This is a genomic window from Methanobacterium sp., from assembly GCA_030017655.1.
Lineage (GTDB): Archaea > Methanobacteriota > Methanobacteria > Methanobacteriales > Methanobacteriaceae > Methanobacterium_D.
Genome location: JASEIM010000031.1, coordinates 1 through 15,382, shown reverse-complemented (window position 1 = coordinate 15,382; position 15,382 = coordinate 1). Strand labels below are relative to the sequence as shown.

Annotated in this window: 14 protein-coding genes; 6 read left to right on the top strand and 8 right to left on the bottom strand. The window is 33.8% G+C overall.

Annotated features, from left to right (window positions below):
• Window positions 1–69 precede the first annotated feature (69 nt).
• Entirely contained in the window at window positions 70–1,707 is a 1,638-nt protein-coding gene (thsA, locus tag QMD61_10515; GenBank protein ID MDI6725065.1) for a thermosome subunit alpha, read from the top strand.
• 187 nt (window positions 1,708–1,894) lie between these two features.
• Here the strand turns inward: thsA and QMD61_10510 are convergent, their stop codons facing one another.
• The 5 genes from QMD61_10510 to QMD61_10490 form a co-directional block, all read right to left on the bottom strand.
• Window positions 1,895–3,424 carry a phenylalanine--tRNA ligase subunit alpha gene (locus tag QMD61_10510; protein ID MDI6725064.1) on the bottom strand — a complete coding sequence of 510 codons (1,530 nt, stop codon included), beginning with the start codon at window positions 3,422–3,424 and terminating at the stop codon, window positions 1,895–1,897.
• A gap of 128 nt (window positions 3,425–3,552) precedes the next feature.
• A complete protein-coding gene (locus tag QMD61_10505) occupies window positions 3,553–4,461 on the bottom strand; it encodes a triphosphoribosyl-dephospho-CoA synthase (GenBank protein ID MDI6725063.1) in 909 nt (302 codons plus the stop codon).
• A gap of 29 nt (window positions 4,462–4,490) precedes the next feature.
• Window positions 4,491–5,474: a porphobilinogen synthase gene (hemB, locus tag QMD61_10500; protein MDI6725062.1), complete on the bottom strand. Its 984-nt coding sequence runs from the start codon at window positions 5,472–5,474 to the stop codon at window positions 4,491–4,493.
• 145 nt (window positions 5,475–5,619) lie between these two features.
• Complete coding sequence (locus tag QMD61_10495) at window positions 5,620–6,480, bottom strand: 4Fe-4S binding protein (GenBank protein MDI6725061.1); 861 nt, start codon at window positions 6,478–6,480, stop codon at window positions 5,620–5,622.
• A gap of 5 nt (window positions 6,481–6,485) precedes the next feature.
• Window positions 6,486–7,190 carry an endonuclease III domain-containing protein gene (locus tag QMD61_10490; protein MDI6725060.1) on the bottom strand — a complete coding sequence of 235 codons (705 nt, stop codon included), beginning with the start codon at window positions 7,188–7,190 and terminating at the stop codon, window positions 6,486–6,488.
• 61 nt (window positions 7,191–7,251) lie between these two features.
• On the opposite strand from QMD61_10490, the gene QMD61_10485 reads away from it, so the two are divergent.
• The 5 genes from QMD61_10485 to aroC all read left to right on the top strand — a co-directional run bounded on the left by QMD61_10485 (window position 7,252) and on the right by aroC (window position 10,169).
• Window positions 7,252–7,461 carry a hypothetical protein gene (locus QMD61_10485; protein MDI6725059.1) on the top strand — a complete coding sequence of 70 codons (210 nt, stop codon included), beginning with the start codon at window positions 7,252–7,254 and terminating at the stop codon, window positions 7,459–7,461.
• Between the two features lie 116 nt (window positions 7,462–7,577).
• Complete coding sequence (locus QMD61_10480; protein MDI6725058.1) at window positions 7,578–7,961, top strand: nuclear transport factor 2 family protein; 384 nt, start codon at window positions 7,578–7,580, stop codon at window positions 7,959–7,961.
• Between the two features lie 37 nt (window positions 7,962–7,998).
• A complete protein-coding gene (locus QMD61_10475) occupies window positions 7,999–8,382 on the top strand; it encodes a nuclear transport factor 2 family protein (GenBank protein MDI6725057.1) in 384 nt (127 codons plus the stop codon).
• A gap of 43 nt (window positions 8,383–8,425) precedes the next feature.
• The gene (locus QMD61_10470) at window positions 8,426–8,935 is read left to right on the top strand and encodes a GNAT family protein (protein ID MDI6725056.1); all 510 of its coding nucleotides are present in this window, start codon (window positions 8,426–8,428) and stop codon (window positions 8,933–8,935) included.
• Between the two features lie 142 nt (window positions 8,936–9,077).
• On the top strand, window positions 9,078–10,169 hold the full coding sequence (gene aroC / locus QMD61_10465) for a chorismate synthase (protein ID MDI6725055.1): 1,092 nt from the start codon (window positions 9,078–9,080) through the stop codon (window positions 10,167–10,169).
• A gap of 25 nt (window positions 10,170–10,194) precedes the next feature.
• Here aroC and QMD61_10460 read toward each other — a convergent pair whose 3' ends face one another.
• The 3 genes from QMD61_10460 to QMD61_10450 form a co-directional block, all read right to left on the bottom strand.
• On the bottom strand, window positions 10,195–13,392 hold the full coding sequence (locus QMD61_10460; GenBank protein MDI6725054.1) for a PAS domain S-box protein: 3,198 nt from the start codon (window positions 13,390–13,392) through the stop codon (window positions 10,195–10,197).
• Between the two features lie 217 nt (window positions 13,393–13,609).
• Window positions 13,610–14,389 carry an MBL fold metallo-hydrolase gene (locus QMD61_10455; GenBank protein MDI6725053.1) on the bottom strand — a complete coding sequence of 260 codons (780 nt, stop codon included), beginning with the start codon at window positions 14,387–14,389 and terminating at the stop codon, window positions 13,610–13,612.
• A gap of 60 nt (window positions 14,390–14,449) precedes the next feature.
• Window positions 14,450–15,382, bottom strand: a 933-nt coding sequence (locus tag QMD61_10450) for a DUF2121 domain-containing protein (GenBank protein ID MDI6725052.1), incomplete at its 5' end; no start/stop codon positions are given.

Below are 15,382 nucleotides of genomic sequence, written 5' to 3'. Positions count from 1 at the left end.
AAAAAATTTTTGAGGTTGAGGAAAATTTTATTTTTCCGAACCATAATTAAAAAAAATTGAGGTGATAATGTGGCACAGTTAGGTGGTGGAAACCAACCAATATTAATTTTACCAGAAGGTACTAACAGGTTTTTAGGAAGAGATGCTCAGAGAATGAACATCATGGCAGGTAAAGTCCTTGCAGAAACTGTAAGAACAACTCTCGGTCCAAAAGGAATGGATAAAATGCTTGTAGATTCTCTTGGAGATATTGTTGTAACTAACGATGGTGTAACCATTCTTAAAGAGATGGATATTGAGCATCCGGCTGCTAAAATGCTTGTTGAAGTTGCTAAGACTCAGGAAGATGAAGTAGGTGACGGTACAACTACAGCAGTTATTATAGCTGGTGAATTACTCAAAAAAGCTGAAGCTTTACTGGATCAGGACATTCATCCAACAATCATAGCCATGGGTTACAGGCAGGCAGCAGAAAAAGCCCAGGAAATATTAAATGTAATTTCAATTGATTCTGATGACCGTGACACTCTCTTAAAAGTTGCAATGACTGCAATGACCGGTAAAGGAACCGAAAAAGCCAGAAGACCATTAGCTGAACTCATTGTAAGTGCAGTAAAACAGGTTGAAGAAGACGGAGAAATCGATAAAGATCACATAAAAATAGAGAAAAAAGATGGCGCAGTAGTGGACGAATCAACACTTGTTCAGGGTGTAATAATCGATAAAGAAAGAGTACACCCAGGAATGCCAGCAAAGGTAGAAGATGCAAAAATAGCACTCTTAAACTCTGCAATAGAAGTTAAAGAAACAGAAGTAGATGCTGAAATCAGAATAACAGACCCTGCACAGATGCAAGCATTCATTGAACAGGAAGAACAGATGATCAGAGACATGATTAATAAAATAGAAGACTCTGGTGCAAGCGTTTTATTCTGTCAAAAAGGTATCGATGACCTTGCACAGCATTACTTAGCTAAAGCAGGAATCATGGCTGTTAGAAGGGTTAAAAAATCCGATATGGAAAAACTGTCCAAAGCAACAGGTGCAAAAGTTGTAACAAACATCGAAGATCTCTCATACGCTGACCTCGGAGAAGCAGGAAAAGTAGCAGAAAAGAAAATATCAGGCGAAGACATGATATTTGTTGAAGAATGCAAAGATCCTAAGGCTGTCACATTATTAGTTAGAGGTTCAACAGATCATGTTGTAGATGAAATAGAAAGAGCAGTAGAAGACGCAATTGGCGTAGTTACAGCAACTGCAGAAGATAAAAAGGTAGTTGCAGGTGGAGGAGCACCTGAAATCGCTATTTCCAAAGGATTAAAAGAATACGCTGACTCCATAAGTGGAAGAGAACAGTTAGCAGTTTCAGCATTTGCAGAAGCATTAGAAATTGTTCCAAAAACACTCGCAGAAAACGCTGGACTTGACAGCATCGATGCTCTCGTCGATTTAAGAGCAGCGCACGAAAAATCCTTATACATGGGATTAGATGTTTTCGAAGGCGATGTACGAGATATGTACAAAGCAGGTGTTGTTGAACCGCAAAGAGTTAAAAAACAGGCCATTCAATCCGCTGCAGAAGCTGCAGAAATGATCCTCCGTATTGACGACGTTATCGCATCAACTGGTGCCGGTAAAACACCTGATATGGAAGGAATGGAAGGAATGGGCGGAATGCCTGGCGGTATGCCACCAATGATGTAAGTTTATTACATCAAACTTTTTTTATTTTTAAGTATACTGAATTCAACAAAGTTAAATAACCCTATTTTTTTTAATTAATGCTGTTTTAATGGATTAACAATAATTTAAAGCAATTTTTGGCTTTATCATAAAAAGCTTGATTTCATTTTCAATAAATAAAAAAAATTTAGGATTAGAATATTATGAATCAATCCATTTTTACAGGTAAGTGTCTGAGCCAGCCTATATCGCTCTTGTAGAGCATTCTTATATCTTTTATGTCGAGTCTTAACATTGCAAGTCTTTCAATTCCAAGACCAAATGCTGCAACAGGTGTTTCAACTCCAAGAGGTTCTAAGACTTCCGGTCTGAACATTCCAGCCCCACCAAGCTCAATCCACGTTTCCTTCTCTGGAAGGTAAATCTCACACTCAACAGATAGATAAGTATATGGGAAGTAAGCCGGTCTGAATCTTACTTCAAAGCCTAATTTATGATAAAATTCTTTTAAAATACCTAAAAGATTTCTGAAAGTGATATCTTCTGCTGCAACGATTCCTTCAACCTGATGAAACTCAGGAAGATGCTTATAGGTGATGGTTTCTCTTCTAAATACCCTTCCCACTGAAAACATTTTAAGAGGGGGCTTATGTTCCGCTAAAAATCTTGCAGAAACACATGTTGTGTGTGTTCTAAGTACTGATTGTTTTGCAACTTCAACATCCCATGAATAACCCCATCCTTCAGAACCAGTGAGCCCTCCATTTTCATGAGCCTCAGCAACTTTATCTACAAGTTCTTTATCAGGTAAATTCACATATTTGGGCTCTCCAATGTAAAATGTGTCCTGCATCTCACGAGCTGCATGATCTTGTGGCTGGAAAAGGCAGTCGAAGTTCCAGAATGCTGACTCTAAAATAGACCCCTGGGATTCTGTGAATCCCATCTTAAGAAATATTTGTCTAATATCTTCAATAGTTCTCTGTAGTGGGTGTATTTTCCCTGGAAATGTTTCAGGGTGTTCTGCATGAATATCATAACTTCTATATTCTAGATTTCTCCATGAACCAGTTTTTAATTGTTCATGAGTTAACTGTGTGGCTTCTTTTTTTATTTCTATACCCATTTCAAGGAGTTCTTTTCCCTTACTGGTCACTTTTAAATTATATTTAGACTCTTTTTTAACCTCTATTAATCCTTTTCTTTTCTTTAAAAGGTTGAATCCATCTAAAATTAATTTAGAAGGTCTAAATAGTAACAATTTTTGTGTTTCAAGTAATTTAGCCAGTAATAACTCGTCACTATGCTCTTTAGAAACTGATTCTTTACCTTCTTCAGTTATCTTCACATTACCCTTGTCAATTACAGCCCACTTCTTCTTAAGCAGCCATCCTATTGCAACTTTGACTTCTGAAGGATTAAGACCTGTTTCACTGCCCAAATCCTTCATTGGAATAATTTCTTTATCCTTTAAGGTCATTAATATTCTTCGTTCGGGTAAACCTTCCTCTGCATATTTTTTCCCTGTTTCACTTAAACTTATAACTTCATCAACATCTTTTTGTACTTCTATAAGTTCCTTTGACGCTAATGAACCCGCTGCACTCATTACGGCTTTAATATCCATATTCTGTGTTTCTACAATTTTTTCTGGAGAAGATTCATAATTTAATGATTCTAATGCCTTTAAAACCATTTTTTCGTATAATGTTAATTCATCTATTATATTTTGAAGCATTATTTTTACTCCCTGCAATGATAAATGTATTTCTGGATAATACTAAATAATTCTATAGTTAATTTTATATGTAACATTTAAAGCATTTTCTTTGTTTGGTGTTATCTAAGTTTTTAATTATTTTCCTTTTAAAAACCAAATTCATTAAGATACGCGACCATTATGGAGGAAGCGGTTAAATCGGCAGTTGTTCCTGGATTCAGTTTATTTCTCACAAGCTGCTTGTCAAATTCACGAAGCAAACCTAAACCAAGGGAAGTTAGAGCTCCTCCATTTTGCAGTATAGAATCTGCATCTGCAGTTACCATTCTGGCCATGTCATTACCATATTTCCTTGAAATTAATGTATCTGGATTTTTAGAAAGTATAGTAAGGAATGTTTGAAGCACAGCCTTATTAATCCCATATTCTGTTTTAACTGCTCTAAATGTTGGAAATCCTGTTTCAAAAGTGACAGGCATTAAATTTGTAAGTTCATAGGACAATAAATCCCACTTTGAAGACATATGAAGAACTTCGTACATGTTAATGTTTTCTTTTATGAGTTTTTCCCTGGCTTCCATGTCTGCAACGTCCAGTTCAGCATGTTCACCCATTCCTCCGGCATCGGCAATATTAATGGCATCATACAGGTTAACAGCATCTTCAGGAGTTGTTGCATCCATAACTCTTCCCACATTTTCTCTTAAATCTGTGAAATCTTCACTCATACCTGCAGCTGCAGATAATGGGGTTAATAAAAGAACTATGCCTAAATTTGTGTTGTTTCCAATCCATTTATCAGTTTCAAGAACTGCTTCTTTGATTATTTCGCCTAATTTAATTTTATCCAGCAAATAAGTGTCATTTTTGTATTTTTGACCTCTTTCAGCGGCTTTTTTCATTGAATCTCCAATAACGACTCCGCTTATAAGAAAATCTTCAAAAACCATATCGTCGAAGTCCTGAGTTCTGTGGACATTTCCCGGCTTTGGATGGCCGCTGACTTCAAGAACGGATGCTATTTGGGCTATCTTTGCAATTAACTCTGGATTCATTGTAATTCCTCATATTATTTGATAAACTTTTAATCCTTAAGTTTGTTGTAGTGCTTTAAAAATTCAGGTGTAAAATGTGATATGATCATATCTGCTCCTGCACGTTTTATGGATATAAGAGACTCGTATATTACATCTTCAGTAAGATATCCTGCTTCTATCCCTGCTTTAATCATTGAATACTCACCGCTCACCTGATAAGCTGTGGTTGGAACTTTAAACTCCTCTTTAATAGCTCTAATCACATCAAGATATGCGATAGCGGGTTTAACCATTAGTATATCTGCACCTTCTATTATATCAAGTTCTGCTTCTCTCAGGGCTTCGTTAAGATTTGAAGGGTTCATCTGGTATGTTTTTCTATCACCAAAACTTGGAGCAGAACATACAGCTTCTCTGAAAGGTGCATAAAAGGCTGATGCATATTTTGCAGCATAAGACATTATAATGGTGTCTTCATAACCATTTATATCAAGATCCACACGGATAGCATCCACTCTGCCATCCATCATATCGGATGGTGCCACAATATCTGCTCCAGCTTCTGCATGACTTAAGGCTATTCTTGAGAGATATTTAAGGGTTTCATCATTGATTATTTTTTCATCTTTAATTATTCCACAGTGTCCATGAGATGTATACTGGCACATACAGACATCGGTTATGACAACTAAATCTGTTTCTTCCTTTAATCTGCGTACAGTATTTTGGACTATCCCCTCTTCGTCATAAGCTGATGAACCTGTTTCATCTTTATTTTCAGGCATTCCAAATATAAGAACTGATGATAATCCCATCTTTTCAAGCTTCTTTGCCTCATCTAAACCGTCATTTAAGGAATATCTGTACTGGCCAGGCATGGTGTCAATGTGCTCTTTTTTGCCGTCCTTCAAATTTTCTTTGATGAACATTGGATAAATGAAATCTTCTGGATGAAGGGTTGTCTCACTCAGAATTTTCCTTAGTTGCGGCGTTTTCCTTAATCTTCGCATTCTTGTAGTTGGAAACTGCATTCTAATCACCGATATGAAAATTGTTATAATATAAATTTCTGAAACATTATAATTTCATTATATTCTATAGTTTAACCTAATAACTTAAAAATATACAAGTTATACTTAAATGGAAAGTTGTGCGTCACGACTTAAAAATATTAACTCATTCCAGTTCCACATCCACCAACGGCTTAACACGTTCAATCGAACGTTTAACAGCATCATCTGCAATTTCAAATGTTATAGCGCCTTTTGGACAAATTTCAGCGCATCGACTGCAGCATCTGCAACTTTCTAAATTAATCTCTATTTTTCCATCTAAAACTGTAATAGCCTCTATAAAGCAAATATCTGCACATTTTCCACAGCCACTGCAAAGGTCTTCATTGTATCTCATTTTAACTCCAACCATTGGAGAGATGCTTCTTCCAAGGTTGTCAGGAAGTTTTGGGGTCATTTTCCACAGGCAGCAGCATGGACAGCAGCTGCAAATTGATAACAATTCTTCTTTAGGGCCTGTATTTAACCAGACGCTGTCAATTTTATTTCTACCGATAATATTGACTAATCCTGCTTCCTGACACTTATCAACATATTCAAAAGCTTCTTCTTTTGTTACTGCTCGTCCTAATTTAGTAGATATCCTTTTAGATCCCCTACCCAAAAATAAACAACCTGGTTCATGAGGATAATTTTTGCAATCGTTTGAAACTCTGCAGATACATGAATTCATAATAAAATGGTATCTGGATTTTCTTATCATTTCTTTAAGCACTTCACTTGGCAATAATGTGTCTTCTGGTACTTCAAATTCGGTATTTATCTCAATTTTTTCTGTACTAGTCCGGGTTTTAATTACAGTATCACGTGGAAGTACCTGTATATCATCACCTTCAAAGAATAATTTATCCACAATCTTTGCAAGAGGTGTTACTTTTCTACAAGTTTTTGCTAGAAAAAAACGGCTGTTAAATGTTAATTTAATTATTTTTACGCTGATTATGGAGAATATATTTTGGAGCATGTTATCTACGTTGATCTTCTTTTTAAAGGGTCATTCACGCCATATGGCTTTTTATTGTAATATCTCTTTGCATGTTCCACAATTAGAGCATGATACTCATTAAAGATTTTTATATCTTTAGGTAAATGTGATTCAAAAAATTCTTTCAATGCCATATATTTAATATCTTCTTCTACTAGTCCTAAATGTGAAAATATTCTCTTTGTGTAAGTATCAACAACAAATTCGGGTTGTTTATATGCATAAAGCAAGATGGAATCTGCAGTTTCGTTTCCAACCCCCTTAACTGCTAATAATTCCTTTCTTGTTGGGATATTTCCATCCAGTTCAATGAAAAATCTTGAAATTTCTCTAAGATAGATTGCTTTTTGGTTTAAAAATCCAGCACATTTGATTGCTAATTTTAATGCTTTATCATCTAACTTCAATAATTTTTGAGGCTCAATTGCATTTAATTCGTTGAGGTTGAATAATGCCTTTTCTGCCTGCAACCAGGATGTATTCTGTGTTAAAATTGTACCAAGAATTACCTCATAAACATCATTTTTCTCTTTGGGTAGTTCGTAATTGCCAGGATGATAACCTCTAATTGCACCTGTTTTATTTGGATTAATGTTTTTTAAATTGATAAGGGGCCACCATCCTTGAGGGCCGTAAAGTTCAAACAGTTTATCGTATATCTCAATTATTTCATTCTTCAAGTTACTCATAATACTAATAGAGATAAAGTTCAATATAATATATAATTGATCCACGATTGAGAGGATTAACATGAATGAACCACAACCTGAACCCAAAAGGATCTATGCTACCATAATTATTGGCTTATTATGGTTGTTGTTTCTTGGAATTTGGTTATTCTTCTATGCGGCTTCCTACAGTATTCTACAAAATATAGCAGTTTTTATAATATCTTTAGTAGTTGTAGGGGCGTTAATTATCCCTATATGGCTCCCATGGTCCTTTAAACATGCAAATTAAATTCGAAGCTGTTGATCAAAAATTATCTAATTAGCTTGAAGCTTAATCTATTATATATTTCGCAAATTATTTATTGTAAACAGGTAAAAGTTACAATAACTAAAAGAGGCATTATTATGAAAGAAAAATTAATGAAGAGAATTGTTGATCAGTATATTAATTCATATAACAAATTTGATGCAGACGGAATGACAAAAAATCTTCATAAGGATATGGTATTTAAAAATATTGCCGGCAACAAAGTAACCCTAGAATTAAAGGGTAAAATCGCCTTTAAAAGTCAGATAGAACAGGCATTTGGATTGTTTAAGAAAAGAGAAATGAAAATACTGGAACAGAAATTTGGAGATGATATGGTAGAAAACAGAGTTGATTTTAAAGGCGTTTTAGCTGTAGATATACCTGATGGGCCTAAAAAATACGATCTAATCAAACTCCAGTATAATACTACTTTTAAATTTAAAGATGGGAAAATAATATCCATTGAAGATATTAATTAGCAGCAAAATTCCATAACATAGTTTAAAATGGTTGAATATGGAAAAAGAGGAAATGAAAAGAATTATTCATGAATATATCAATTCTTACAACGAATTTAATGTGGCTAGAATGATTAAAGATGTTCATGAAAACGTAGAATTCAGGAATATTGCAAATGGTGAAATAAATCTTGAGTTAACAGGTAAAAATGCCCTTCTTAAGCAGGCGAAAGAATCTGTAACCATGTTTAAGGAAAGAGAAATGAAGATTATTGAACAAAAAATAGAAGGGAATATTTTAGAAAGCAAAATTGATTTTAGAGGAGTTTTAGCTATAGATTTTCCTGAAGGACCTAAAGCGGGAGAAACCATTGAAATTAGAGGTAAATCCATTTTTAAGTTCAAAGAAGATAAAATAATTCTGATTGAAGATATCAGTTGAAAATAGTTTAATCCCGTATTTAATGGTATAAAGAGGTTTATAGATGATAATTAAATGTGATAAATGTATATTAAGGAGCTGGAGACATTCTGACTTTGAAAGCTTGGTTAAAAATGCAAATAACTTAAATATAGCCAGTAACTTACGGGATGGCTTTCCTTTTCCATATACCCATGATCACGCCAGGCAGTGGATAGAAATTGCAAAGAATAATAACTTTTTTTTCGCAATAACTGTAGATAATGAAGCAGTTGGTGGTATTGGACTTACTATAGGCGAGGATATTGAAAGAATTTCAGCAGAAGTCGGGTACTGGTTAGGAGAAAAACATTGGGGAAAGGGTATCACATCTTCGGCTCTAAAAGGCATAGTCGATTATGGTTTCAGTGATTTAGAGCTTGAAAGGATTTTTGCAGTTCCTTTAGAGCAAAATATTGCATCTAGACGAGTTCTCGAGAAAAACGGTTTTAAGCTTGAGGGTATTTTAAGAAGAAGCGTTATAAAAAATGGTAAAATATATAATCAGGCATTATATGCGGTAATAAGAGAATAGTCCTTTGGTGTTATAAATGGTTGAAAAAGCACATTTAATAAAATAAAATTAATAAATGTAAATTTAGATACTAGATATAGAATGATTTAAAGATAAAAAGTAAATATTTCCAATTTAATTGTTTTAATCAGGATGTGAATCCATGTCAGGAAATACAATCGGCAAAATATTTAAAATAACAACTTTTGGCTCAAGCCATGGCATAGCTCTTGGGGCTGTTGTCGACGGCTGTCCTGCAGGACTGGAATTATCAGATGAAGATATTCAAAAAGAGCTTGATAAAAGAAAGCCCGGTAAAAGTAAAATTACAACTTCAAGGGGTGAAACAGATGAAGTTAAAATATTATCAGGGGTTTTTGAAGGTAAAACAGATGGAACTCCTATAACTGCAGTTGTTTACAATAAGGATATGGATTCATCTGCTTATGCGGCTCTTCAAGGTAAGCCAAGGCCAGGGCATGCTGATTACTGCTGGGAAACTAAATATGGCCATTACGATTACAGAGGGGGTGGTCGTGCCAGTGGAAGAACCACCATAGGTCATGTAATAGGTGGTGCTGTTGCTAAAAAACTCCTTAAAATATTAAATATTAAAGTTATTGCTCATGTAACCAGAGTTGGGAATATTGAAGCTAAACCAGCTGATTTAGGTGTGGTTGAAGAAAACATTGAAAAAAATAGTGTTAGATGTGCAGATTTGGAAGCTGCAGAGAAAATGGAAAAACTCATCCTCGATCTTAAGGAGAAGGGGGATTCAGTTGGAGGTATAGTCGAAACAATTGCACTTAATGTACCGGCAGGTCTCGGCGAACCAGTTTTTGATAAATTAGATGCGGACATTGCAAGGGTTTTAATGGGAATTGGTTCTGTTAAAGGCGTGGAGATAGGTTCAGGATTTAAATCTTCTCAGATGAAGGGATCTGAGATGAATGATGAATTCTATATTGAAAATGATAAGATAAAAACCAAAACTAATAATTCCGGTGGAATATTGGGGGGTATATCCAATGGAATGCCAATTATTATTAGAATGGCTGTAAAACCAACTCCTTCAGTTTCATTAACTCAAAGAACAGTTGATCTTACTAAAATGGAAAATACTGAAATCGAAATCAGAGGAAGGCATGATCCCTGTATTTGTCCAAGGGTAACTTCTGTTGCAGAGGCATCTGTTTCTGTAGTAATTGCAGACCATTTAATAAGAAGCAGTTTTATTCACTCTAATCACTTATAATGTGTATTTAAATTTCTCTTGCAATTCATTGCTTTAATGTGAAATAAAATTTTGAACCTTTATTTAACTTGGATTCAACCCAAATATGGCCTTTATGATATTCTATAATCCTTCTACATGTTGCTAAACCAATACCTGTCCCTTTGTATTCGTCTATGGTGTGCAGACGTTTAAATACTTTAAAAATTCTTTCTGCAAATTGCTGATCTATACCTATTCCATTATCTTCAACACAAAAAACATTTTTGTAGCCATTTTTATATTTAATAAACGAGATATGGATTTCTGGAGGCTCATCAGACTTTTTAAATTTAATAGCATTACTGATAAGATTCTGGAATAGTTGTACAAGTAGTTTTGAATCACCAATCACTTCTGGTAGTTTTTCCCAGGTAATTGTTGCATTATTCTCTTCTATCACTATTTTAAGGTTAGATAATGCTTCTTTCAGTACCTTTTCTGGATTCACAGGTTTAAATTTTAATTCCTCTTTACCTATACGCGAATATTCAAGTAATCCCTGTATCATTTCTTTCATCCGAATACTGGCGCTCACTATAAACTCAATAAATTCATCGGCATCAGGATCAAGTTTTCCTTTATAACGCCTCTCTAAAAGCTGCGTGAAGCTTGCAATAGTTCTAAGGGGTTCCTGGAGATCATGACTGGTAATATAAGCAAACTGTTCTAATTCCTCATTGGAACGTTTTAATTCTTCAATAAGTTTTTCCATTTCTTCTTCAGCTATTAATTTACTGATAACATTTCCTATTTCATTTCCTATAGATTTTATTAATTCTTTTTCCTCATTTCCGAAATAATGTTTTTTTCTACTTCCAAGACTTAGAGATCCTATAATTTCACCCTCTGAAAAAAGAGGAACTATGGCAATTGATTGCATATCTGATTTGTTACTTATATCAATGGATATTTTATCAAGATCACTCCTAAATGCAGATTTTCCATTTATATAAATTAATCTGTGGGGCTGTTCATCAATTTTTATAGTATTAAAAGATCCTGAAGTCCCTTTAGAATGAAAAATTTTCGCGATTCCTTTATTTTTATCTATTAAATATATTTCACCACTATCAAAGGGTAATAAATTCAATGTTTGTGCTAAAACATCTTTTAATAGGGATTTAACGCTACCAGAACGATTTGCAGTTACAATAATTTTATTAAGGATATCTAGCCTTTGTAGGTGTTCTATGGATTTATTTTCCAATTCTTTACGTTCTGTAATATCAACCATAACAGCAACTAAACCAGCTAGAGTACCGTCAGTATTGAAGTAAGTTGCTTTGTTGAAAATCACGTCACGTATACTTCCATTAGCATGTTTCATTCGCCACTCATAAGTCTGTTTTCCTGGATTTTCAAGCAGTTTTAGATCCATTTCAAAGTATTTATCAGCCTGATCTTTTGGAAAAATATCATAAACGGATTTTCCAATAATATCTTTTTTCTTCAACCCAGTAAAATCTTCATATGCCTTGTTACATCCCTGATATATTCCTTTAATATCTTTGTAAAAAATTGAACTTGGGATAGTATCAATTAATATTTGCAAGAATTTTACCATTTCTTTAGATCTTTGTTCCGATAATTTATTTTCTGTAATGTCCTGGTTGGCCCCATAAGTTTTAATCGTTCTTCCTTTTTCATCTTTAATAACTCCATAACGAACTATAATGGTTCGTTTTTTGCCATCTGCTCTTATGATGTTATGTTCTACCTGTCTAAAGAAATCAGGATCATCAGTTTCCAATGCTTTCATGGTTTCTTCAGCCACTATAGAAGACTCTTCAGGGGGAATGAATCTTCTGGCATATTCTTTAGAGGACATTTTTGTTCCCCCTTCTTTTTCAGCTGTGGTGCCATATAAAGCATAAAAATGATCATCAAAGGTAAACATATCCGATTCAACATCATATTCCCATGATACAAGTTTGGCTAGATCCATTGCAATTCTAAGCTGTGCTTCACTTTTGCGTAAAGCATTTTCAGCTATATTTTTCTCAGTAACATCCAAAAGAGAAACCACTGTTTTTTTAGTTCCGGGAATTAGATCAACTGTTGAGGTAACATTTTTAATATTACCAAATTTATCAATGAATTCAAATTCATAATTTCTTGGGGCTACTTCTGGATTAATTCTTCGAAGATTATGGAAGTCTTCCATTTTCTTGACACAATCAGCAGATACAAGTTCTTGCCATTTTTTCTTGCCTTCTACTTCTTCTTTTGAATAACCTGATATTCGTTCGCATTCTGCATTCATAAGAGATATTGTACAGTCTTTTTCAACAATAAATGTTGCAGTTCCAGTATTTTCAAATATAGTTCTGTAATAAGCTTCTGAATTTTTAAGTTCTTCCTCTGCCTTTTTACGTTCTGTAATATCACGGGAAATCCCTAGAATTACGTTCTTTCCTTTAAATTTAAAAAGGTGCGTGTTAATTTCAACAGGAATTTTAGAACCATCTTTAGCTATATGAACTGCTTCAAATCTACTGCTGCCCTCTTCTCGAATTTTTTGCGCATTATTAGGCGTATCTTCGATTCTTTTTTGGATAATATCCAGAGGAGTCATATTCAATAGTTCATCTCTACTATAACCTAATCTTTGTAAAGCAGCATTATTCACTTCAATAAATTTCCCAGGCATTCCATCTTCTGTAAGCTCACTAAGAGTAATGATATCATTAGCTCTGTTAAATAATTCACGAAACTTCTCTTCGCTTTCACTTAATGCTTCATAAGCATCTTCAAGTTCTTTCGTACGCTCTTTAACTTTTATTTCCAGATTATTAAGAGTATTCTGGAGCGTGTCTTCAGCTTTTTTGCGTTTGGTAATATCCTTCAAAATACATATAATAGCATCTGGATTTCCAGAATTATCAAAAATAACTGAAGCAGAAATTTCCACTGGAAAGACTCTGCCTTTTTTGTTTAATATTCTATATTCTGCGTCTTTCATCACGCCATTTAAAAATAATTTTTTAATATCTCTTTTTATTCTTTCTAAATCCTCTGGATGTATAGCATTAAGACCATTAAAACCAATTAATTCTTCTTTTGATTTAAATACTGAAATATCGACTGCTAATTGGTTACATTCAATTATATTGCCATCTAAATCCGTGACAACTATAGCATCTGGTGATGCTTCAATAATTGTTTTTAACCATTTTTCGCTGTTTATAATTGATTTATCCAATTTTTTCCCTTCTTATCATAATTTATTATGAATTAAAGTTTTTATTTGGATTACAAATATTTCTTCTTGATAATATTTTATTATACAATGTTTAATATAAATGTTAATAAAGTCTAAAAATTAATAATTTTCAAAATATAATTATTATAATTTGTTTTGGGTTAATACAATCTAAATTAAAGAAATTTAAAGTAAATAAACGGATAATTGAACTAAACTATCTAAAATCATTGATAGTTCTCTGTTTTTCAAAAAATGAATTCAGATCTTTTTTCATACCATCAAAAGCAGCGATAGTATTAACGCCGGTGGTTTCTTTAACTATTCTAGCTTCCTTTTTCGCATCGTTAAAAACCATTTTCATTCCAAGATGAGTCATAATGGCAAGCTTTGGTGAAACTTCACTAACTAGTTTAATAAAGTCTTCTGTACACATATGGCCTCTAATACGCTCTTTTCTGGGCCTAATTACACTTGCAATTAGAACATCAGCTCCAGCATGATATTTATGTAAATCTTTATAATATTCAGTATCAGCCGTATAAGAAATTGCAAAATCATCAAATTTGATATTAAATCCTACAGCCGTAGGATCTCCATGAATGGTCTTTGTGCCTTTTATTTTGATATTGTCAATATTTGTTTTATTATCAGGACCTAAAATCGATACTTTTGGTCTACTGAGATGGTATTTTGAGATACAGGGTCCAAATTGTTTATATCCTTCAATCACGCTTTTGCTTCCAATTACATGGCCTTTGTTCCGAGTCATTCCTCGAGTCATAGCTTCTATAAGAACTTCTGCATCAGAATAATGGTCTGTATGGGAATGAGAAACGAGAACAGCATTCAGTTTACGTGGATCTAATCCAAACTGGTAAGTTCTAACCAGAGCGCCAGGCCCAGGATCTATATGAATATTTTTACCATCAATCCCATCTATTCTAAATCCGCCAGTCATTCTACGCTGGGTAATGGTGGCGAAAGCGTCCGCCACCACTTCCTAAAAATGTAAGTTTCATCAAGTCACCTTTCATGTTCATTTCTATACTCATAATTATTTATCTGCTCTGCACAAAATCACATCACACATTAAAGATGATTTAGTCCGCTTTATACATAAATTTTCGTTTTCAATTACTGCAATATCTCCCACTTTTACATTTGAAGGATCATCTATGTTCATTTCGATTAAATCTCCAGGTCCTGCAGTCATATTCCATTCAACATCAAATGCTTGAATATCCTTATTCAGGACTACTTTGAGTTTATTACCATCTATACTGCTGATTTTCCCTATTTCTCCTTCATTGATTATTTTTGAAGCCAGCTCAATAGTTTTAGAGACTTTCATCTGCTCTTTTTTTAAGTACTCTCTCCATTTTTGAAGTCTTTTAACATCAAGGACTATGGCCTCCCTTAAAATCTTTTGAGCCTCTTTTTTGTCTAAATTAGAATGCTTTGTGAATATATCATATTTTTTGCTTACTGATGGTGTTTTGTCTGATATTTCATCCATGACCTTTTTAAAAACATTTGCTATATCATTTAAACTTTTTACAGACTTCCAATGCTTTTGAATTGCTTCATTTGCCATTTTTTTGGTTATCTTATTCCCAAATACTATTATAGAACTGTCTCCTTCCTGTATCTTATCAATATTTGACCCTAACAATTCCACGATGGCGTATCCATTGGTGGTTGCATAAATTCTCTTCCTTCTAGCTTCAAAAGGTGTTTTAGAGGCTACCTCCCCTACAACAACATTATCATCAATATTACGAACTTTTTTAGCATCATCAGTTATTTTTAATGATATTTGGAGTTGCCCTGCTTTTTTAATCAGTTCTTCGTCATTTTTAATGGCTCCAGAGTAAAGATCTTCTTCCAATTTTTCTCTTTTTTCTTTATCTCCTAAAAAACCAATCCTTCTTTTATCACCAGCTATTACACAACCATTACTTCCAATATATGATATTATTAGACTCAT

Excerpts from the sequence above, each read along its gene's own strand:
- QMD61_10485 (MDI6725059.1), top strand. The coding sequence starts at position 7,252 with ATGAATGAACCACAACCTGAACCCAAAAGGATCTATGCTACCATAATT.
- aroC (MDI6725055.1), top strand. The coding sequence starts at position 9,078 with ATGTCAGGAAATACAATCGGCAAAATATTTAAAATAACAACTTTTGGC.
- QMD61_10475 (MDI6725057.1), top strand. The coding sequence starts at position 7,999 with ATGGAAAAAGAGGAAATGAAAAGAATTATTCATGAATATATCAATTCT.
- QMD61_10470 (MDI6725056.1), top strand. The coding sequence starts at position 8,426 with ATGATAATTAAATGTGATAAATGTATATTAAGGAGCTGGAGACATTCT.
- hemB (MDI6725062.1), bottom strand. The coding sequence starts at position 5,474 with ATGCAGTTTCCAACTACAAGAATGCGAAGATTAAGGAAAACGCCGCAA.
- QMD61_10505 (MDI6725063.1), bottom strand. The coding sequence starts at position 4,461 with ATGAATCCAGAGTTAATTGCAAAGATAGCCCAAATAGCATCCGTTCTT.
- QMD61_10495 (MDI6725061.1), bottom strand. The coding sequence starts at position 6,480 with ATGCTCCAAAATATATTCTCCATAATCAGCGTAAAAATAATTAAATTA.
- QMD61_10490 (MDI6725060.1), bottom strand. The coding sequence starts at position 7,190 with ATGAGTAACTTGAAGAATGAAATAATTGAGATATACGATAAACTGTTT.
- QMD61_10480 (MDI6725058.1), top strand. The coding sequence starts at position 7,578 with ATGAAAGAAAAATTAATGAAGAGAATTGTTGATCAGTATATTAATTCA.
- QMD61_10510 (MDI6725064.1), bottom strand. The coding sequence starts at position 3,424 with ATGCTTCAAAATATAATAGATGAATTAACATTATACGAAAAAATGGTT.